The sequence below is a fragment of the Paenibacillus sp. J31P190 genome, assembly GCF_059692075.1.
Genome location: NZ_JCAUAS010000007.1, coordinates 83,482 through 105,108, shown reverse-complemented (window position 1 = coordinate 105,108; position 21,627 = coordinate 83,482). Strand labels below are relative to the sequence as shown.

11 protein-coding genes are annotated in these 21,627 nt (G+C 47.1%); all 11 read left to right on the top strand.

Annotation, left to right across the window (positions count from 1 at the left end; all coding sequences use genetic code 11):
• The first annotated feature begins 49 nt into the window (after positions 1–49).
• Positions 50–1,582 (top strand): carboxylesterase/lipase family protein, encoded by a 1,533-nt coding sequence (locus tag AC58U0_RS15220; protein WP_497379783.1) that lies wholly within the window; start codon positions 50–52, stop codon positions 1,580–1,582.
• Between the two features lie 304 nt (positions 1,583–1,886).
• A complete protein-coding gene (locus AC58U0_RS15215; RefSeq protein WP_497379782.1) occupies positions 1,887–2,672 on the top strand; it encodes a helix-turn-helix transcriptional regulator in 786 nt (261 codons plus the stop codon).
• Positions 2,673–2,713: 41 nt separating this feature from the next.
• Positions 2,714–5,038 (top strand): glycoside hydrolase family 95 protein, encoded by a 2,325-nt coding sequence (locus tag AC58U0_RS15210; RefSeq protein ID WP_497379781.1) that lies wholly within the window; start codon positions 2,714–2,716, stop codon positions 5,036–5,038.
• A gap of 1,118 nt (positions 5,039–6,156) precedes the next feature.
• The gene (locus AC58U0_RS15205; protein ID WP_497379780.1) at positions 6,157–7,839 is read left to right on the top strand and encodes an ABC transporter substrate-binding protein; all 1,683 of its coding nucleotides are present in this window, start codon (positions 6,157–6,159) and stop codon (positions 7,837–7,839) included.
• Between the two features lie 72 nt (positions 7,840–7,911).
• The gene (locus AC58U0_RS15200) at positions 7,912–8,886 is read left to right on the top strand and encodes an ABC transporter permease (protein ID WP_060648371.1); all 975 of its coding nucleotides are present in this window, start codon (positions 7,912–7,914) and stop codon (positions 8,884–8,886) included.
• A 13-nt stretch (positions 8,887–8,899) separates the two neighbouring features.
• Complete coding sequence (locus AC58U0_RS15195) at positions 8,900–9,811, top strand: carbohydrate ABC transporter permease (RefSeq protein WP_497379779.1); 912 nt, start codon at positions 8,900–8,902, stop codon at positions 9,809–9,811.
• Between the two features lie 126 nt (positions 9,812–9,937).
• The gene (locus AC58U0_RS15190) at positions 9,938–11,455 is read left to right on the top strand and encodes a response regulator transcription factor (RefSeq protein ID WP_497379777.1); all 1,518 of its coding nucleotides are present in this window, start codon (positions 9,938–9,940) and stop codon (positions 11,453–11,455) included.
• 25 nt (positions 11,456–11,480) lie between these two features.
• Positions 11,481–13,304, top strand: coding sequence for a sensor histidine kinase (locus AC58U0_RS15185; protein ID WP_497379776.1), 1,824 nt, complete (start codon positions 11,481–11,483; stop codon positions 13,302–13,304).
• Entirely contained in the window at positions 13,297–14,802 is a 1,506-nt protein-coding gene (locus AC58U0_RS15180; protein ID WP_497379775.1) for a response regulator transcription factor, read from the top strand. The genes AC58U0_RS15185 and AC58U0_RS15180 overlap by 8 nt, the downstream gene beginning before the upstream one ends.
• Before the next feature lie 1,325 nt (positions 14,803–16,127).
• Positions 16,128–17,120: an endo-1,4-beta-xylanase gene (locus tag AC58U0_RS15175; protein ID WP_497379774.1), complete on the top strand. Its 993-nt coding sequence runs from the start codon at positions 16,128–16,130 to the stop codon at positions 17,118–17,120.
• 313 nt (positions 17,121–17,433) lie between these two features.
• The gene (locus AC58U0_RS15170) at positions 17,434–21,603 is read left to right on the top strand and encodes an endo-1,4-beta-xylanase (RefSeq protein ID WP_497379773.1); all 4,170 of its coding nucleotides are present in this window, start codon (positions 17,434–17,436) and stop codon (positions 21,601–21,603) included.
• Positions 21,604–21,627: the final 24 nt, after the last annotated feature.

Genomic DNA, 21,627 nt, shown 5'->3' with positions numbered 1-21,627 from the left:
GAAGACGCTTTCGTGGAACGAGTTCGCTTAATGAAAGGAGAAATCAAGCATGCTTAGAGTCGTAAACGTTGAAAACGGATGGGTACAAGGGTTGCCGGCAGCCGACCCCAGGATCACAAGTTTCAAAGGGATCCCGTTTGCCGCTCCGCCCGTAGGAGAGAACCGCTGGCGTGCTCCGCAGCCCGTCAAAGACTGGGAGGGCGTGCTCAACGCGTACGAATTCGCGCCTGTCTCGATGCAGGCCAGACAAGAAATCGACGACAACAATATTTATACCCGGGAATGGGCTGTGGAACCGGACATCGCCATGGACGAGGACTGCCTCTACCTTAACGTGTGGACCCCGGCTAACCGTACCGATGAAAAGCTGCCGGTGTACGTATGGTATTTCGGAGGAGGCCTGCAGGTCGGTCATACGGCCGAGATGGAGTTTGACGGGGAACGCATCGCCCGAAGAGGCATCGTCGTGGTTACGATCAACTATCGTCTGAACGTGTTCGGATTTCTATGCCACCCTGAAATCACGGCGGAATCGCTGGAAGCTCCCGCGAACTTCGGCCACCTCGACCAACAAGCTGCTACAAGATGGGTCAAACGCAATATCACTGCTTTCGGCGGCGATCCGGACAACATCACCATCGGCGGACAATCTGCCGGCGGCGGAAGCGTCATGAGCCAGCTTACTTCACCGCAGAACAACGGCCTCTTTCAGAGAGCGATCGTGCAGAGCGGGGTATTCACGGAGCTCTACCCAGGAGTCCGCACGCCCAGGTTTCTGCGCGATATAACGGAAGCCGAACAGGAAGGCGTTCAATTCTTCGAATTTCTCGGCATTTCCTCGCTTGCGGAAGCCCGGAAGCTGGATGCGGTTTCTCTCCGAGACAAGATGCTGGAGTACAAGGCGTTCTGGGGCACCGTCGTCGACAATAAGTTCAGTGTTGGCAGCGCGTTCGAATTGTTCCTTCAAAACAAGCGCTTGCAGGTACCGGTGATGTTCGGCCATACGTCATCCGAGTTTTTCAGTGCTCCGGAGGCCGATTCACTGGACGGAATCAAGAACTTGGCCGTCAACTTATTCGGCGACGATGCCAATGAATTTCTTGAAGTTTGCGGATTTCCGTCAGGCAACTTCGATGAGGTCTTGAAAAAAACTTCGGTAAGCGGCATCGAATACGCGATACGGATTGCCGGGCAGGCCAATGCGGATACTGGCGCCAATCTCCCGCTTTACTATTACAATTTCGATGCGGGAATCCCGGGTTGGGATAACCCTGGAACGTTCCACTCGGTGGATCTCTGGTTCTTCTTCGAGACCCTCGCCAAATGCTGGAGGCCGTTCGTCGGCAAACATTACGATCTTGCCCGCCAAATGTGCAATTACTGGGCGAACTTCATTCGTTGTGGAGATCCGAACGGCAAAGATTCTACGGGAGAGGACTTGCCACGGTGGGAGCCCTATACGCCAAAGGCACCATACGGCATGCGATTCGTGGATCAAGCCGAGTTTTCCAGGGAACAACCCAGCGATATGATGCAGCTCCTCGTGAGACAATATTTCAAGAATTCGGCAACTATATCATGATCTCCAAAGAGGGTGGCATTGAGGTTCAAAAAAACGGCAAACTTCTCATTTCAATAAGCGGCCGATGTTCGTGAAGGTAAAGACCGCCTTTGGCGTTAACGAGGTTTACGACCAAGCTTACGAGACGACCTTGGTTTTCAACCAAGGTCTTTTTAACGATTGCGGAATCGGTTGACGTTTCATTACTATCACTGCTTCGGACGCTCACGATGATGGTGTTGCTTCGTTGACTGTTTTCAAACAGTCATATATGCTAATAAAAATAATTGATGTATTGTCATTTTTTTGATACTGGAGGATCATGATGACCAACATTTTCTATGTTGAATATGATGCCGCGCACGCAAGCAATTTTGTGTTCGATGTCCCTGAGGGCCATAACTGTTGGCTGCTCGTCGTGACCCATACACCTGCCATGTTCTGGGTCAATGAAGAATTGAAGGAGTACCCAGCACACAGTGGAGTTTTATACCATCCCCATCAAAAAATTTATTACCGGGCCTGCGCGGAACAATATAAGAATGACTGGATTCGTTTCGAATCTAACGAATCGTATGTAACGGAAACATCGCTTCCATTCGGAGTGCCATTTCCATTGAATGACCCTGAATACTGCCACAAAATATTCCAACTCCTCGTCAGTGAACACTCTTTTCAAAAAGATTATAAAGAATCATCCATTGACTGCTTACTGAGAACCCTGTTTAACAAGCTGCTGGAATCTTACTTTCAAGAAGCAATTACGCCCAAATACTACAACTTGTTATCGCTTCGGACCGCCATTTACAGTAATCCTAGCCAGGACTGGGCGGTTCCGAGAATGGCCGACTCTATCCGCATCAGTCCTGGGTATTTGCAGACAATTTACAAGAAGACTTTCGGGATTTCTTGTATGGATGATGTGATTACAAGTCGCATCCGCCAAGCCAAAGAATATTTGTTGCACGGCTCTCTATCCATTGCGGAGGTCGCTTTACGCTGCGGGTATAACAACGTGGAGCACTTCTGCCGTCAATTCAAGCAAATTACGGGCTTTACACCAAGAAAGTTTCACAAGCAGATGGAAGGCGCGTCTGTTGAGAGGCGCTGATTAAAAATAGAATACGATTGTAAAGTGAAGGGGCAATCATCATGAGTGAAGCACGTTTAGAGTACAAAGAAAGACTATTTTTTCGCTCCCCAGCCAAGCATTGGGACGAAGCATTTCCGATTGGCAACGGACGGCTGGGAGCTATGATTTTCGGAGGGCCATGCTCCGAACGATTGCAGCTTAATGAAGATTCCTTGTGGTATGGAGGGCCAAGGGATCGGCATAACCCGGATGCTTTGGTACATCTTCCGGAAATTCGCCGCCTCATATTTGAAGGGAAGCTCAAAGAAGCCGAGTCCCTCGCTTCGCTTGCCTTAACCGCGATCCCTGAAACCCAGCGTCATTATGTGCCGCTCGGCGATCTGTTTCTTCACTTCCAAACATTAGACGATGACCAAGTCATCGATTATGAACGGGAGCTCGATTTATCAGAAGCAGTGGTCAGCATTTCCTTTAAAGCGGGTGAGGTTCATTATCGTCGCAAGATCTTTGCGAGCTATCCGGACGGCGCGATTGTGATTCGATTGACGGCTGATACACCGGGCCAAATCTCCTTTACGGCAAGAATGGGAAGGGAAAGGTTCCGATACGTAGACCATATCCGCACAGAAGAAGGTAATTCGATCATAATGAGCGGCAATAGTGGCGGAGGTGTCAACTATTGCGGTGTGTTGATGTGCAAACCAGAGGGAGGCCAAATGCGTACGATTGGGGAGCACTTGGTCGTGACCAATGCCGATGCCGTCACATTGGTCATTTCTGCCGCCACGGATTTTCGAGAGTCCGATCCTGAATCCGCAGCGTTTGCGAATGCTAAGCGCGCTGCTTCACGGACGTATATCGATTTATTAACAGCCCACATTGAAGATTATAATAAACTGTTTCAGCGGACGTCGTTAAGGCTTGATCCTGCATTCAAAGCTGTGGAACAAGACACCTCGAAACGATTGGAACGGATGAAGGCTGGAGCCGAAGACCCCGACCTTCTAGCTTTATATTTTCAGTATGGCCGTTATCTGCTTATTGCTTCAAGCAGACCAGGATCTTTACCTGCGAATTTGCAAGGGATTTGGAATAAGGATATGTTGCCGGCCTGGGACAGCAAATTTACCATTAACATTAATGCGCAAATGAACTATTGGCCGGCTGAGATCTGCAATTTATCCGAATGCCACGAGCCTCTCTTTGAATTGATCGAACGGATGATTCCAAACGGTCGCCGAACCGCTCAAGTCATGTATGGGTGCGGTGGCAGTGCTGCCCATCATAATACTGATATTTGGGCGGATACTGCGCCGCAGGATCTTTATCTACCCTCGACATATTGGCCCCTTGGTCTTGCATGGTTATGTCTGCATCTTTGGGAACATTATCAATTCGAGCGGAATGAGGCATTTCTGAAGCGTGCTTACCCGATGATGAAAGAAGCGGCTGCTTTTCTTGTTGATTATATGGTCGAACTTCCGAGTGGAGTGCTTGTCACTTGCCCCTCTGTCTCACCTGAAAACACATATAGATTGCCGAATGGGGAAACGGGCGTGCTTTGCTATGGGCCGTCCATGGATAGCCAGATTGCTCGCGAATTGTTTATCGCATGTCTAGCGGCAGGTGAACAGGTAGAGACGGATATGGACTTCTTGACAACGCTTAAACTTACAATGGATAAGCTGCCACAGCCCCAGATTGGGCGTCATGGACAAATACAGGAGTGGATTGAAGATTATGAGGAAGTGGAGCCAGGACATCGTCATATCTCACACTTGTTTGCTTTGCACCCGGGAACACAGATCACTCCAGAGAAGACACCAAGCCTAAGTGCTGCTGCTCGCCGGACACTTGAGAGACGACTTGCAAACGGAGGCGGACATACAGGCTGGAGTCGCGCCTGGATTGTGAATTTTTGGGCTCGGCTGGGAGATGCGGAAGAAGCATACGAAAATGTAACTGCCCTTTTGACGCACTCCACATTGCCCAACCTTCTCGATAACCATCCGCCGTTTCAGATAGACGGCAATTTTGGCGGGACTGCGGGTATCGCGGAAATGCTGCTGCAAAGCCATGCTGACGCCATTCATTTGTTACCTGCTCTCCCTAAGGCATGGTCCAATGGTGAAGTAACGGGGCTTCGCGCCCGCGGTGCGGTAACGGTAGATATAACATGGAAGGACGGTCAATTACAGCATGCTGATCTGAAGCCAGATTATAAAGGGGTGTATCGTATTCGTTGCAATCTGCCTATCCAATTATGGATGGAAGGGGAGATTTATGAGCCAACGCTACTCGACGCATCAACCTATTCGTTTGAGGCGGAGGCAGGGGCTGCGGTTCATGTACTTGCTAAGGCAGAATCCAAGCCCGTGAATTGAGATTTCGGGATTATCGTTTAACCAATACTCATACAGCGATAGTCTAGGACTTTATTTTCTCGTCCATGGCTGTCGCTGTTTCTTTTATTGGAGTCAGTCTAAATCTTACATGAGTTATGTAGTATCTGGACTTAATTGGATATAAGCTAAAATACGATCAGTGTCATTGGAGAAAATCCAATAGATTACTTGTTCAGACATGAGATATCGTACTTTTATTGGAAAAAATCCAATGAAATCCAAAGTTCCCCATCCTAATTGTCATTTGGAATCAGTTTGCTTGGAAAATATCCAATAGATCGTGCCATCTCTATGCACAAATGAGTAAAACAGTGGATAAATTCCAATGGATCAAGGGTATTTCCAGAAATTCACTTCAACTGCATAGGTCATGAATCTTACTTTGTATAGGAAATTAAAGGAAATTATGCAAGATGCCGATTTATGGATAAGTGTTGTAAAATGAATTCTGTTTCCAAACTTAACACGTACCGGCATCACCAGATTTTAGCGGAACGTAGAAGCTTTATTTTGCTCAAAACCGCGTAATTCACGTTTTCGCGGAACGAGGAGCCCCTATTTCCCGCTTTCAAGGTGTAAAAACCGATAAAACGTCAAAATAGAACCCTTACGTTCCGCGTGCGGGTGCCGCCTCGACATAATCACGGAAATAACGGCTCCTCGTTTCCCTCACTCGATCCTAAGGTTTGTTGCATAAATGCTCGAAATCGCTTCGCAGAGTTCGCCAAGGATTGGAAGATCCGTCGGCTAGAAGTATTTTTTCAGCCGTAGGTTGTTCTTCTCAATAACTTCGTCGATGCTGTAGGGAAATGCTCAATCATTGCCTTTGTTGACGAATGATTTAAATAAGCTCAAAATGGTGGGAGGCCTATCCTTGTAGGTGCGGAAGGACAACCTTGCTTGAAGTAAACAGCCGTAGATGGGTTGACTTATTTAGTCGAACATTAGATTTACATGACTGTAATTCGTAGGGGTAAGACCTATATTCTGTGAATTGTAAGCGTATTCTTGAGAGGTATAATAAATAGTGTAAGTAAATAAGTGTTTGGCCTAAAGGATCATGCATCTTCATGGAGACAATAAGGGAGGACTAGAAAATGGTTAAACAAGTAAAACGGCACGCTTTAGCAGCATTGGTACCCGTTCTGGCACTAGGACTGACACTATCAGCCTGCAGCAACTCGAAGGATGGTGATGCTGCGAATAGCACCGCATCACCTAGCGGTAGTCAGACAAGTCCGGCAGCAACGAAAAACGACGCGGTCAAGCCAGTTACATTATCTGTGTTCATTGGTGGCCCTGGTCAACAGCCGACTCCTGACAACAAGATCTACAAGATGATTAAAGATAAAACTGGCGTTAGCCTTAAAATGGAGTTTCTTGTCGGTGACCTGCAGCAGAAGATGGGCGTTATGATTGCCGGCGGTGATTATGCGGATATTATGTCTGGGGATGATAAACTAATTGCGGCCGGTGCTTTTATTCCCCTCGAGGACCTGATTGACAAGTACGCACCGAATCTGAAGAAGCACTATGCCACCGTGTTGAATCAGGCCAAGGATCCTGCAAGCGGTCACCTTTATGTTCTGCCAGCTTACGGCGTATTCAGTGGTCAAGTTAACGATACTACGTATGAAGGACCAGGCTTTTACCTGCAAAAGGATGTCCTGAAGGAAATGGGTTATCCAACTCCTAAAACGTTGGACGATTATTTCGATATCATTGCGAAATACAAAGCGAAACATCCAGATATGATCGGGTTCGAGACGTTGAGCTTCGACTGGAGAAACTTCCCGCTGCTTAATCCGCCAGAGCATTTAGCTGGTTACCCAAATGACGGTGGAGTTATCGTCGATAACGGGAAAGCGCAAATTTTTGCGGACAAGGATATTGCCAAGACCTATTACAAGAAGCTGAATGAGATCAATGCGCAAGGCTTGATGGATAGAGAGGCACTGGTACAGAACTACGATCAGTACTTAGCTAAAATTGCCAGTGGCCGCGTCATTGGGATGTTCGACCAGCACTGGAACTTTGGCGATGGAGAAAATTCTTTGAAATCACAAGGTAAATTCGGCAGCACATACGTAGGGTTCCCGCTCTTATATCCAGGTGCCAAAGAGTACTATCGTGACCGTCCAGTTTTGAACATCAACCGCGGATTCGGGATTTCGACGAAAGCCAAGGATCCGGTTCAAATCATCAAATTCCTTGACTCACTAATGACCGAAGATTGGCAGAAGACACTCCAATGGGGTATTCAAGGCGAGGATTATGAGGTAAAGGATGGCAAGTTCTACCGTACGCCTGAACAGCGCGCGAAAGCAGACGATAATACATGGAAGCTAGCGAATAAAGCGGATGGGTTCTTTGGTGGCCTGCCTAAGATGCAAGGGACGTATAGTGACGGAAATGCAACAGATCCGGGATCACAGCCACAGGAATTCTTTGACAGCTTAAAGCCGCAGGATCAGGAAGTGCTGAAGGCATATAACCATAAGACATGGGCAGAGTTCTTCAAATCACCTGTAGAAAATCCCGTATACTATCCAGCGTGGAGTATTGATCTGGTGGATGGTTCACCAGCCAAAGTGGCCAATACAAAGCTGAACGACCTTGCCATAAAATATTTGCCGAAAGCTATTATGGCCAAACCGGACGACTTTGAAGGTGTATGGAAGGAATATGTGGAACAGATTTCCAAAAGCAATTTCAAAGCCTACGAAGATCGTATTAATGAACAAATTAACTGGCGTATTCAGAATTGGGGCAGCAAATAAGAAAATAGAACATGTAGTAGAGTGGGGGAGACTCAGGGTCTTCTCCGCTTTACTTCCTAGGAGGGAATGTCGATGGCCGAGACCATACTGTCCAAAAGACCAACGAAAAAGCAAAAAATTGATCCGGAAATCGGCGTCGGTTTAAGTTGGAAGACGCTCAAAAATCAGAAGCAGTTAATGCTGATGTCGTTTCCCATCGTGATTTATATTCTGATTTTCAATTATGTACCGATTTGGGGCTGGTTGATGGCGTTCCAGAATTATCGTCCGGCTTTGAAATTTTCCAAACAGCAGTGGGTAGGGTTGAAGCAGTTTAAATTTCTCTTTCAAGATGATACGTTCTTGACCGTGCTTCGCAACACGCTTGCCATGAGTATGATCAATTTGGTTCTTAGCTTTGCAACAGCCATTATTTTAGCTCTTTTACTGAATGAAATTAAAGTTCGTTTCTGGAAACGATCCATCCAAACGATTTCTTATCTGCCTCATTTTCTGTCATGGATCATTGCTGCGGGTATTGTAGCAACTTCGCTATCCGTCGACGATGGTATCATTAATCAGTTGTTGATGAAGCTGCACCTTATTAATGAACCTGTGATGTGGCTTAGTGAGGGCAAATATTTTTGGGGGATTGTGGGCTTGTCTAATGTGTGGAAAGAGGTGGGATGGAATACCATCATTTACCTTGCAGCTATCACCTCGATCGATCCGTCGCTGTATGAGTCTGCTGGGATCGACGGTGCAAACCGTTACCAGAAGATCCTTTACGTCACACTTCCTGGGATCAAGTCGACATTTATCATTCTATTAATCATGAACATCGGACATATTCTGGATGCAGGCTTTGAAATTCAGTACCTGCTCGGCAATGGATTGGTCGTCGACTGGTCGCAAACGATTGATATTTTCGTTCTAAAGTACGGGATAGCTCAAGGCAACTATTCGCTGGCCACTGCGGCAGGTATTTTCAAAACAGTTGTAAGCATAATCCTTATTCTAATTGCAAATTCTACCGCCAAGCGCCTTGGTGAAGAGCGGTTGATATAAAGGAGAGATGACGATGGGAACAACAACTGCGCGCAGAATTCGGATGGAGCCGATTCTGTTCCATACGATTAACGGCATCTTCATGCTCGTTCTTGCTATAGTAACCTTATATCCGTTCCTTCATACACTAACGATTTCATTCAATGAGGGCAATGATGCGCTTCGGGGAGGCATCTATATATGGCCTCGTTCATGGTCATTGCAAAATTATAAGGCGATTTTCCTTTCCGGTACGATTTACCATGCGGCATGGATTTCAGTCGCTCGTACGATTACAGCGACGGTGATTGGTGTATTCCTTACCACCATGTTAGCGTATACACTAGCACAGCCCCACTATATTTTTCGTAAAATCATCGGTTTAATTTTTGTGTTGACGATGTATTTTAATGCAGGACTTATTCCTAACTACTTTCTGATCAAAAGCCTGGGGCTTCTGAATAACTTCTGGGTGTATGTGCTCCCAGGAATGGTGAATGCGTTTAATCTCATTGTCATTCGGACGTATATTCGAACGCTTCCATCAGGCTTGGTTGAGTCTGCGAAAATGGACGGGGCCGGTGATTTCACCATATTTATACGCATCATATTCCCGCTGTGTACGCCTGTACTAGCGACCATCGCCTTGTTTATTGCAGTTGGCTCTTGGAATTCCTGGTTCGATACATTCCTGTATGCTTCGTCTGATTTGAAGCTGAGTACACTTCAGTACGAAATGATGAAGCTGCTTGGATCAACGATGAGCAGCAACAATGATCCCGGTCTGATGTCAGGGGCAAACACAAATCAAACGAAGGCCATGGTTACGCCTGCTTCCATACGTTCGGCGATCACGATTGTGGCGGCGGTTCCGATTCTATTCGTATATCCTTTCCTGCAAAAGTATTTTATCGTCGGCATGAACCTTGGAAGCGTCAAAGAGTAAGAAGGAATAAACTATGAGGATAATCATTTCCCGTTTCAGCTCGGAGCTGGGGCGGTTTTTGCTTTATTTAGGCCGATCCTTTCCTTTATAATAGACATATCTACTCCCTGAAATGAGGTGTTTCCCATGTTAAGGGTCATGTTTGCCGATGACGAGCCCTATATGCTAGAGGGATTGCGGTCAATGATTGATTGGAATAAGCTAGGCTTTGAAATATGCGGGGAAGCGCCGGATGGCGAAGACGCATTAGCCATGATGGCGTCGACCCTGCCTCATTTGGTGCTGACGGATGTTCGAATGCCTGTCATAGATGGTTTGGAATTGATTGAACAAGCTTCCTGCCTGTATCCTGAAATGAAATTTATTATTTTGAGCGGATACGCGGATTTCGAATATGCCAAAAGAGCTATGCGACATGGTGTGGCCAATTATTTGATGAAGCCTTTAATTGAAGATGAGCTTATAGCTGCGGTGGAAGCGGTCGCGAATACGATCCAGGAGCGTGAAGCTCACAGCCAGTACGAAAGCGCTGCCTTGGATTGCTTACGATTGGAAACGATTTCAAGGTTATTGCAGGGAGAAATCAGGCAGAAATGGATTGAGCAAGCGAATGCTTTGTTAGATCTTCATGAATGTTCAAGCTTCCGCTGCATCTTGCTTGAACCTGACTTTCAGGCTCATGTCCAATCGGACCTGATACAGGTTATTGTGGATAGGATCAAGCTTCCTCAAGCGACTTTACTTCCATTTGGGGTAGGCAAAGAACGACATGGATTCTTGCTGGTCTCGGGGCCAGAGGAGCGCGATTTTTCTCCCGCAATGATTACAGAGCTAATTGCCAGTGTACGAAATAATTGGGGCAGAGCGCTCTCGTTTTCGGTAAGCGGCGAACACAAGGGACCGCATGCGTTAAAAGAAGCATTCCGTGAGGGACTTTTGGCCGAAATGTGCAAGTTCCCTTCTGGAACGGAAGGGATTTACATCTATCAAGGAGAGTGGTCAGCGGAGACGCTGCCTGCCTTTGTTGGAATGACGGAATCCATCCTAGCTGCCGTCGGGAGTGGGTGTCCAGAAACGGTTCGAACCCACGTGCACCACCTATTCATCGCTCTTTCGAGGCAGTCCGTCTCCGGATCTTGGGTGAGCGCTTATTTAGGCAACATTAAGCTTGAAATTCTTAAGGTTGTTACCCAATCCGGAGGTGAGCATGTGTTAGCGCCGAATTGGTTTGCATCATACGTGCCAACAGATCTTGGCCTCTTGGAACGCAAGGTCATGCAGGAATTCCTGCAAGCTGCAGAGTGGATTGGCCAGAAGAAAGGCATAGGGCAAGATGCGGTCATATCCGCAGCGGAAGACTACGTCAAATCGCATTACAGCGAAAAACTGCAACTCCAGCATGTCGCAGAGCATTTTCGGCTGAATCCGGCCTACTTTGGCCAAAGGTTCAAGAAACAAGTTGGCCTCACCTTCAATGAATATTTACATGTCGTACGAATTGACGAGGCCAAAAAATTACTTCGTCGTGAAGAACTGAAAATATCCGATGTCGCTGATCGTGTCGGCTACTCAGATTCTGAACAGTTCGTAACCAAGTTCAAGGCACTTACCGGCCTGTTACCCTCTGCCTACAAAAAGGGATGACCTACAACTGACAAGGAGATCGCATATGAGCCGGAGATGGAAGCTGTTAAGTATAGTTAATGATATTCCGCTGAAATTCAAGTTTCTGATCATTTACTTGATGTGTGTGCTGCTTCCCATTTTGTGTATAAACGGTTTATTTTACATGCAGGATAGCAAAAACACGGAACGTAGAGAGATGGACAACTTGCGAATTTCCCTGAATCGGGTCGGAAGTGAAATCATGCAGATGGTGAACGAAGGTGTCGTGATTGGCAACGCCGTAGCCGCTGACCGTGTCTTTAATGAAATGCTTGAGTATACGTACTCTGATAATGTCGCCTATTACGAAGAATACGATCGTTACCTCCGAGATAAATTGGGTCAGTATCCGAATATTTACCCATATATATCTTGGATTGGCGTGTATACCTCTAACCCAACGCTATCCAATGGTGGAAGTTACTTTGTGCTTAAGCCCAGTGATCTGCAGAGTAAATGGTACCAGAAGATGAACGAAAAGAAAGATAAGGTGACAGTGACCGCTTATTTGGATACGAATCCCATGAATCCCGAGGAGAAATTGGTATATGTCAGCATTAGTCGGAAGCTGGACAATTTCCCTGACCTTATGGCATTCTCCAAATATCTGCGCATCGATATTCGGATGGATAAGCTGCTGGAGCTGTTTGATAAAGAACGCGATTACTTGCAAATCAAGCTCGTGGATGAGGAAAATCAGCTTGTTTTGGAATCAGCAGGTACATTTAAAGGTGTTGACCCTCTGTTGCAGATCCTGCCTGTATCTAGCGATAATCAGCTGGCAGGCTTACCTGGGAATAGCTTCGTCAGTCCTCTCAGTACCGCCAGTTACATGCTTAACTGGCGGCTGATCGGGATTCCGGAGGGAAGTCGAATCGCGGAGGAGAGGAAAGGGGTTATCCACTTTTTTATATGGCTGACACTCATCTCTACGATTATTCCGACGATATTGATTTATATCATTATGCATTCCTTTAATTTCCGGGTAAGAAAGCTCTCCAAACATATGCAATTGGTGAAAAACGAGAGGTTTGAACCCATCACGATGTATGAAGGGAAAGATGAGATCGGCAATCTTCTTCGCAGCTTTAATCTGATGACAGGGAAAATACGCAATTTAATCAATGACGTATACAAACTCGAAATTCAAAAAAAAGATTTGGAGCTCGAACGCGTGCAGGCAGAGCTGAAATATTTGCAAAGTCAGGTAGATCCTCATTTCCTGTTCAATACGTTAAACGCGATTCTCGTCGTCTGTAAGAAATATCGCTATGAGCATGTGACGGAAATCATACAAAACTTGTCCCAAATTCTGAGAAGGCTGCTAAGCTGGAAAGAGGACTTGGTAACTGTAGAAGAAGAGTTAAGCTTTACCGAAATGTACCTCCAGATCGAGAAATTCCGATTCCAAGATCGGTTTCACTATGAATTGTCCGTTGACGAATCTGTTCTCGCGTATCGGATCCCAAAGATGAGTATTCAATCGCTCGTAGAGAACTCTTGCAAACATGGTCTTCAATCGGTTAAAGGGAATCGCAGGATTCGAATATCTGTAGAGAGAGCAGGAATGAACTTGCTCATGAAAGTCGAAGATAACGGAATCGGTATGAACAGTGCGAAGCTGGATGAGATTGTTCAGAGTCTATTTAAGGGAGAAGACAACGGCAAGAACATCGGACTTCGCAACGTGTACCGCCGCTTAAATCTGTTTTACGCAGAACGTTCTCTCTTCCATATTGAAAGTATCCCCTTCGAAAAGACAAGTGTTACGATTCAAATCCCTTTGAGTCTCATCAAGAACCAGGAGGAGGCTATTGGACATGTATAAAGTTATTTTTGCTGATGACGAGCCTTTTGCCTTGGAAGGGATAAGGCTCATGATGGAGTGGGAAGAGCTTGGCTTTGAAATTGTGGGAATGTGCGAGAATGGCGAAGAAGCATTGGCCTGTATTGAAGCCTGCAAGCCCGATCTCGTGGTAACAGATATTCGGATGCCGGTGATTGACGGTTTAGAATTGATTGAAAGGGTGCAAAAAGCAGGCAGTGATCCGGTATTCATTATTTTAAGCGGGTACAACGATTTCGAATACGCTCGATCTGCCCTGAGGTACGGGGTTAAGCATTATTTGCTTAAACCAGCTTTAGATAGGGAATGGGATGCTATCATTCAACTTGTTATTCAGGAGCTGCAGCACCGAGAACAGCAAAAGGTACGAAATGACCTTGTTGCTAATCGTCTTGTACCGACTATGCTTGCTCAGATAATTAGGGGAGAAATTTCGGCAACGGACGAGACCGTAGGTGAGATACTGAATCCTTTGGTAATAGGAGATCAGGGATGGAGGTATATCCATTTCGAATGGTTGAGCGGCACAGAGCAGGAACTGGATGCGAGGTACTTACAGTCGCAGAAAGTTTATCCCATTGACTTATTTGGGAATCAGGAGGGGCTTGTCATGCCGTCTGTCCCTGATATCAAGGAGTGGGCTCAACATGTATATGAAGATCTTCGTCAGCGCGGTATCGAATGCTGTCTTTCGATAGGACCACACGTCGACTCCCTCCGACATATTGCAGATTCGTATACAGGTGCTCTAGAGGCATCCGTGCATCATTTCTTTCATGTATCAGGGGGTCCGCTCGATTACGAAACGATTCATCTCAGGCAAATTAGCTATGACCTCCATGCGGTTTCTATCGTAGACGACATTCACATTGCGATCGAGGCGCTTCAGGTGAAACGGATTGGCGAGCTGATTAAACAAATGTTTGTGATGCTGTCTGCTAACAAAACGGCTCGGGAAGTCGTCCATTTGTTGGTCATCCGCATTGTTCTGAAGAGCGCTGCCGTCATGCGGGAAATGGGCATTGATTCAGAGGCACTGCCTCGTGTTCGCGATTTTTTGAGAAGGGAGCATCGTTCCTTAAAAGAAGTAGAGGAATCCCTGCAGGTATATATGCAGCAGTATTTGAGCCAGTTGAAGCAGCATAAAGACAAATTCTCGGGCCATCCCCTTCGGGTTATTGAGCGTTATATCCAAGAACATTATCGGGAAACGCTAACGATTAAAGATATCGGAGAACGGTTCTTTATGAACCCGGTTTACTTAGGCCAAGCGTTCATGAAGAGGTGCGGCGTAGGCATCATTGAGTATATTCATGATCTCCGCATTCATGAGGCGAAGCGAATGCTGTGTGAATCGGATGAAACGATTCGCGTGATCGCGGAGCAGATCGGATATGCTAACTATCATCATTTCCTCAAAGAGTTTGAAAAACGTGTGTCCGACAAGCCCGCCGTGTATAGACAATTAAGCAAAGCCTAAAAGAACAGGGAGTGAATCCTAGAGTCTGTGCCGCTTCTACGAAGGACGTGTATTTCTTTTCTAAGAGATACACGTCTATTTGCGTAGATAAGACTTCCATTCCGCGTTGCGGCACCACTGATGAATGAAAATTTTTAATTTTCAGGGCAACGCGCTCGTCCTAGAAGGACAACGGAGTCGTTTATCCTTGGCATAATAGAAAGTATAAGTTTCAAGGTAGATCATGAGGAAACTCCCTTTCTAATTTTTTTGGTAAATTTGGTAGTATGGAGAGAAGGAATACTAGCGTACAAAAATTGTGCGCAAGGTCGTCGGATCTGTCGCGACCGGACGCTAGCGCACAAAAATTGTGCGCAAGGTCGCCGGATCTGTCGCAACCGGACGCTAGCGCACAAAAATTGTGCGCAAGGTCGTGAGATCGGTCGCGACCGGACGCTAGCGCACAAAAATAGTGCGCAAGGTCGTCGGATCTGTCGCGACCGGACGCTAGCGCACAAAAATTGTGCGCAAGGTCGCCGGATCGGTCGCAACCGGACGCTAGCGTACAAAAATAGTGCGCAAGGTCGTCGGATCTGTCGCGACCGGACGCTAGCGCACAAAAATAGTGCGCAAGGTCGTCGGATCTGTCGCGACCGGACGCTAGCGCACAAAAATAGTGCGCAAGGTGCTATTGCTGAGTGAAATTAAGGATAGTGACATGATGCTTCATTAGTGACTTCGGTTTTCTGTGTTTGGTTTTTCTCTATTTTGATTTTTGTCTTCTGGTTCTGATTTTTGAGAGAAATAGGGAAATTTGATTTACAAGTTGTATAACGTACAACAATTTCTTTGACTTTTTCTTGAAAAGCTTAGGATGTTGTATGTTGTACAACAATTTAGCCTTAACTCACTCTAATGGACCACTTTGGATCAGAATTGTTGTATTTTTTGCAACAATCGCGTGAAAATAGCGGATTAGCTTGCCAAATGTTGTACAAAGTGCAACAACACACGGACAAGCAAAAGCAAGAGCAAAGCAAAAGCAAAAGCAAAAGCAAAAGCAAAAGCAAAAGCAAAAGCAAAAGCAAAAGCAAAAGTAAAAGCAAATGCGTCTCGCTTGTTGTAGCTTACTTTGCATCAACATTTATAAAAACTCTCACCCGAAGACCGCGAAAGCCGTTTTTCTCATATGAGTGTTACTGGAACCATCGCATCCAATTTTTAATGCTTTTTAAGAATAGGGGGGAGAGACCTTTAATCTGTGAATGGTAAGTGTATTCAGATTCTATATCATATAACATAGATGGCCTGTTTAAACAGGATATGATGAGGAGGCTTGCCAATCCATGAACAACAAGGTACCGAACTTGCACGATGCTTTTAGCGGAATATTCAGAATCGGGGCCGCCGTTAGCACGAAGACCATCCGATCCGAGGAGGATTTCATCGCCCGGCATTATAACAGCATTACTGCGGAGAATCAGATGAAGTTCGAGGAGATCCATCCTGAGGAAGATCGGTATACGTTTGAGGCGGCAGATGAAATAATGGATTTTGCTTTGCAAAAAGGGATTGCCGTCCGGGGGCATACGATGATCTGGCATAATCAAACCTCAGATTGGGTGTTTGAAAGCCCTTCCGGCGGTCCAGCCAGCAGAGAACTGGTTCTCTTACGGATGCAGGAGCATATCCGTACGGTAGCCAGTCGTTACAAGGGGAGGGTTTATGCGTGGGACGTGGTTAATGAGGCGATCGAAGATAAGGCGGAACTGGTGATGCGAAGTACTAAATGGCTGGAGATTCTCGGTGAGGATTATATCCGCTATGCCTTCGAGGCAGCACATGAAGCCGATCCGAATGCGCTTCTATTCTATAATGACTACAACGAGACAGAGCCGGTCAAGCGGGATAAGATTTATAATCTCGTCCGTTCCTTGAAGGAGAAGGGGGTTCCGATCCACGGAATCGGCATGCAGGGACATTGGAACATCCATGGTCCTTCCCTGGATGAAATCCGGCAAGCGATCGAGCTTTACGCATCCCTCGATCTGGAGCTTCACATCACCGAGTTGGATCTTTCCATGTTCCACTTTGACGACAGACGGACCGATCTGACGGTGCCCACCGAGCAAATGGTGGAGCTGCAGCTGCAGCGGTACGAGGAAATCTTCGGACTTTTTAAGGAATATCGGGATGTCATTACGTCGGTAACGTTCTGGGGAGCGGCTGACAACTATACCTGGTTGGACAACTTCCCAGTTCGCGGCCGAAAGAATTGGCCGTTTCTGTTTGATGGGGAATTTCAGCCTAAACAAGCATTCTGGCGTGTAATTGGATAAGCAATTTTGGATCTGGAGCGTCATCGCCGCTCCGGGGGCCAGGGCTAGGGCTATGAGCTTGTGACGGTCAGCCTGCTGTTGGAATTAGGCAAGTCAGAGCAGTAAGTCATCGACAAAGGGGTCGTCCCGCAGGTCAATTTATGACCTTTTGGGACGATTTCTTTTTATTAGTAAGAGGACTAATGTTTAATACATTCTACGACATAATTGAGGGGGGATTATTCTTTATTTTGATTATGTGAAGCCAATTACCTAAGTTGTAAAATGAAATTGGAATAGATTGTAAGCGATTGCAAGAAAGAGGAGGATGCTTGTGAGAAAGAAAATGAATGTATGGGTGGCAATCGTGCTGCTGTTTGGGATGATCGCCCCCCAGCTGCTAGCGCCTTTGGAGGCAGCAGCCAGCGGATCGGTGATTTTGTCCCAAAGCTTTGAAGATAGCCAAACAGGCGGCTGGGTAAAGGTGCCTTGGATGGGAGATGGAACCGTTGCCGTAACGTCGGCAACCTATTCCGAAGGATCCAAGTCCTTGGCGATGACGAACCGTGCTGCAAGTAACAGCAGCCCGTTCTTGGATTTGACTTCGTTGACGAAACCCGGCCATACGTACGATTTATCGCTGAAGCTTAAACTCGGAGCAGGAACCGACACCTTTCATATCGCTTCTAATGTCGCCGCCGCCTCGCTGACTAACCAATATCCTTGGCTGGTAGGGGATAAATCGGTTAATTCCATAGAATGGACCCTCTTTGAACTAAAGGGATACCAGCTCCCGAGCGATACCACGGGGTTCAAAATATGGGTTGAGTCGAATAATTCCACCACAACGGAGGATCTCTATATCGATGAAGTGTCGCTAAAGGACGTCACGTCGATTGATCAACCGGCGGCGATCCAAGGGATCCAATCTACTTTTGAAGACGGCCAGGGGGAATGGGTACGTAGGAACGGATCCGGCAATATCGGCATATCGTCGGTTGACAATCACACCACAGGCGGCTCCAAAAGCTTACTGACCACGGTATCAAAGCAATATGACGGACCTTTGCTTAACGTCCTGGGGGCTATGTCTGCGGGCAACAAATACAATTTGTCCGCATGGGTAAAAATGGCTTCGGGTCAGTCCCCCACTGTATTGCGGCTCTCTGTACAAAGCGGTGACAGTTCTTACGCTAATGTTTCATCTAACGTGACGGTGACTTCTGATCAATGGGTGCAGTTGACCGGCACGTTCACGTTAACAAGCACTCCGACTGTTTTGAATGCATACGTGGAAGTAGCCGACCAGTATAGCGATGCAAGATCCTTCTATATGGACGATTTCGATTTGTCCAATGTGGGCCAAGTAGCCGGACCACTGCCGATTCAAACGGATATTGATCATTTGAAGGACGTCTATGCGGACAACTTCAAGATCGGTGCTGCGGTGGCTGGCGACCAGCTTACTTCCGATGTCCACACACTTCTGGATTATCATTACAGTTCCATCGTCGCCGAGAACGCCACAAAGCCGGGCTCTCTGGAACCGACAGAAGGGCAATGGAACTGGACGGAAGCAGACAAGACTGCACAGTATGCCAAGGGTCACAATATGAATTTCCGGTTGCATACTCTTGCCTGGCATTCACAGGCTGCGGAATGGATGTTTAAGGACGCCCATGGCCAGCCGCTTGCAGCAACACCGGAGAATAAACAGCTGGTGCTGGAGCGTCTCACGACTTATATCCAAACCGTTGCGCGACACTTCACTGACATGGAAGTACCGATCAATGCCATCGATGTTGTAAACGAAGTCATTGATCCGGGACAGCCAGACGGCATGCGGAAGAGTGAGTGGTATAATCTGACCGGCCTGGACTTCATTCGTACCGCCTTCAAAGTTGCTAGGCAAGAGTTCCCGAACTCTAAGCTGTATATCAACGATTACGGTACACAGGATCCAGTCAAACGCGATTTCTTGTTTAATTTGGCGAAGAAGCTGAGAAAAGAGGGAATTCCGATTGACGGTGTAGGCCATCAAACGCACATCAGCATCGGCGGCCCCTCTATCGAACAAATTTCCGATTCCATCCGGAAATTCGGAGAAGCCGGATTCGACAATCAGATCACAGAGCTTGACGTTTCCGTTTATACGGATAGCTCAACAACCAGCTTTGATGAGAACATACTTATTAAACAAGGGTACCGCTACAAACAATTGTTCCAAGAGCTGGTTCGACTGGACAACGAGGGCATACATGCCGACCCGAACACTCCAGCATATAATCCTGACGGATGGATCAGCAATGTTACGCTATGGGGGATTGCAGACGATCATACCTGGCTGGACAACTTCAATAATATCATCCGTAAAGATGCCCCACTTCCGTTTGATGTAAAGCATCAAGCGAAATACGCGTATTGGGGAATGATCGAGGCAGTAAAGACGGTAACGCCTACTCATCTTCCCATCACTCCAGAAACAGCACTCACAGCTCAAGGCACATCTGTAAACGCTTCAGATTCGGTTTGGAATACAATTCCGACAATCAAGACCCAACAAGCAGGTACGCTGCAGGCTCAAGTGAAAACGTTGTGGGATGATCATAACCTATATGCCCGTGTAGCGGTCAAAGACAGTACCAAAACCGCAACGGATAAAATCGATCTCTTCGTAGATAACAATGGAATCCAGAAGTATACATTCGCACGAAATGATGCTCATATTACGGAAACCACCGAGGGTTATGTACTGCAAGCATCGATCCCAATGGCAGGCACCTTAGGCAAGCAAGTGAAGTTTGACGTAAGAGTGACCGACATGGGAACTAATGACGGTACGGAGCATGGCAGCAACGGCGTCATCGTTTCCTGGAGCGATCCTCGGAACGTCCAGGACAGCGATACAGCAGGTTACGGGGTCTTGACTTATATCGATGCTACCAAGGCGGGAAAAGCTGTTTACGGAACCCCCACCATCGACGGTGAACTGGACAGCACGTGGGCGAACGCACGGGTTTATTCCACGGACGTCATGGTAGAACAACATAACAACGCAATCGCTAAAGCTCAATTCCGTTCGATGTGGGATGAGCATAACATTTATGTCTATGCCGTTGTGAAGGACAGCGTATTGAACGATGCCAACGTCAATGCATGGGAGCAGGATTCGGTGGAAATTTTCGTTGACCAGAACAACGGAAAAACGGAAAACTACCAAGATGACGACGGTCAATACCGGATCAACTTCAAGAACGTAAAGACTGTCGGCGGCCATGCAAAACAAAATAACTTTACATCAGCCACCAAATTAATTGATGGAGGTTACGTCATAGAAGCGGCTATCGCGCTGGATACGATCATTCCTAAAGCCGGAACTATGATCGGATTTGACTTCCAAGTCAACAATGCTCAGGACAGTGGAAGCCGGGACAGCGTCTTTACTTGGAACGACCCGACTGGTCAAACCTATCAGAACACCACGAGATTCGGCGTTCTGACGTTTGAGCCGAAGCCTGCACCGTCCCAGACCGGTTCTACCTCGACCCCCACACCGGACGAATTCTTTAAAGTGGACGACCAAAAGGGCGGCAAGGTCGAACAAAATGGAGCGATGATTGATTTGCCGGCTGGAGCAAGTGGCAAAGACATTATCGTGGTCGTCAAAAAGCTCAGCGATCCCTCAAAGCTGAATACCGACCCGAATTTGAAGCTAGCCGGAGATGTGTACGAGATTACCAAGGACGTAGCAGGACCGTTCCAGAAACCAGTCACGATCACCCTTCCGTTCAACACTAGCGTGTTGGATGATGAGCATGAGCTGGCACTGTACTGGTACAATGAAGAAACCGGCAAGTGGGTCAAACTGGACGACATTAAGGTCGACCGGGAGAAAGGCAGCGTTTCCGGCAGTGTGACGCACTTCACCAAGTTTGCAGTATTGGCGGCAGAAAAGTCTGCATCTGTCGAGGTTCCGGCCTTGACCGATATTAAAGGACACTGGGCCGAAGCAGGGATCCAAGCACTTGTGAAGGCCGGTGTGATCGACGGCTACCAAGATGGTTCTTTCCGACCAGAAGCAGCTGTAACAAGAGCCGAGTTCGTATCCATGATCGTCAGAGCTTTCCACCTAACGGCAACAGGCGGAGCTGGGTTCGCCGATACCGGCAGCCACTGGGCGAAGGATGCAATTGCAATAGCATCCGCACTAGGGATTGCAGTCGGCTATGAGGACGGAACCTTCGGCCCAGATGACAACATCACCCGGGAACAAATGGCCGTAATCCTGGCTCGTGCAGCACATTTGGCATCTGCCAACAGCGGTTTGGACTATAAGGACAGCGGCGACGTCTCTGCCTGGGCCCAAGGACTGCTTGCGGCTTTGACAGCCAAGGGTGATCTGAACGGCTACGAAGACGGTACGCTGAAGCCGAAGGCTTTCAGCACCCGCGCAGAAGCTGCGGTTATCATCATTAGGATTTTGGATGCTCAACAGGTGCAATAACGCCAGCAAGGAATAGAAAGAAGG

Coding starts and splice junctions, on each gene's coding strand:
- AC58U0_RS15200 (WP_060648371.1), top strand. CDS start 7,912: ATGGCCGAGACCATACTGTCCAAAAGACCAACGAAAAAGCAAAAAATT.
- AC58U0_RS15185 (WP_497379776.1), top strand. CDS start 11,481: ATGAGCCGGAGATGGAAGCTGTTAAGTATAGTTAATGATATTCCGCTG.
- AC58U0_RS15195 (WP_497379779.1), top strand. CDS start 8,900: ATGGGAACAACAACTGCGCGCAGAATTCGGATGGAGCCGATTCTGTTC.
- AC58U0_RS15205 (WP_497379780.1), top strand. CDS start 6,157: ATGGTTAAACAAGTAAAACGGCACGCTTTAGCAGCATTGGTACCCGTT.
- AC58U0_RS15220 (WP_497379783.1), top strand. CDS start 50: ATGCTTAGAGTCGTAAACGTTGAAAACGGATGGGTACAAGGGTTGCCG.
- AC58U0_RS15190 (WP_497379777.1), top strand. CDS start 9,938: ATGTTAAGGGTCATGTTTGCCGATGACGAGCCCTATATGCTAGAGGGA.
- AC58U0_RS15210 (WP_497379781.1), top strand. CDS start 2,714: ATGAGTGAAGCACGTTTAGAGTACAAAGAAAGACTATTTTTTCGCTCC.
- AC58U0_RS15175 (WP_497379774.1), top strand. CDS start 16,128: ATGAACAACAAGGTACCGAACTTGCACGATGCTTTTAGCGGAATATTC.
- AC58U0_RS15180 (WP_497379775.1), top strand. CDS start 13,297: ATGTATAAAGTTATTTTTGCTGATGACGAGCCTTTTGCCTTGGAAGGG.
- AC58U0_RS15215 (WP_497379782.1), top strand. CDS start 1,887: ATGACCAACATTTTCTATGTTGAATATGATGCCGCGCACGCAAGCAAT.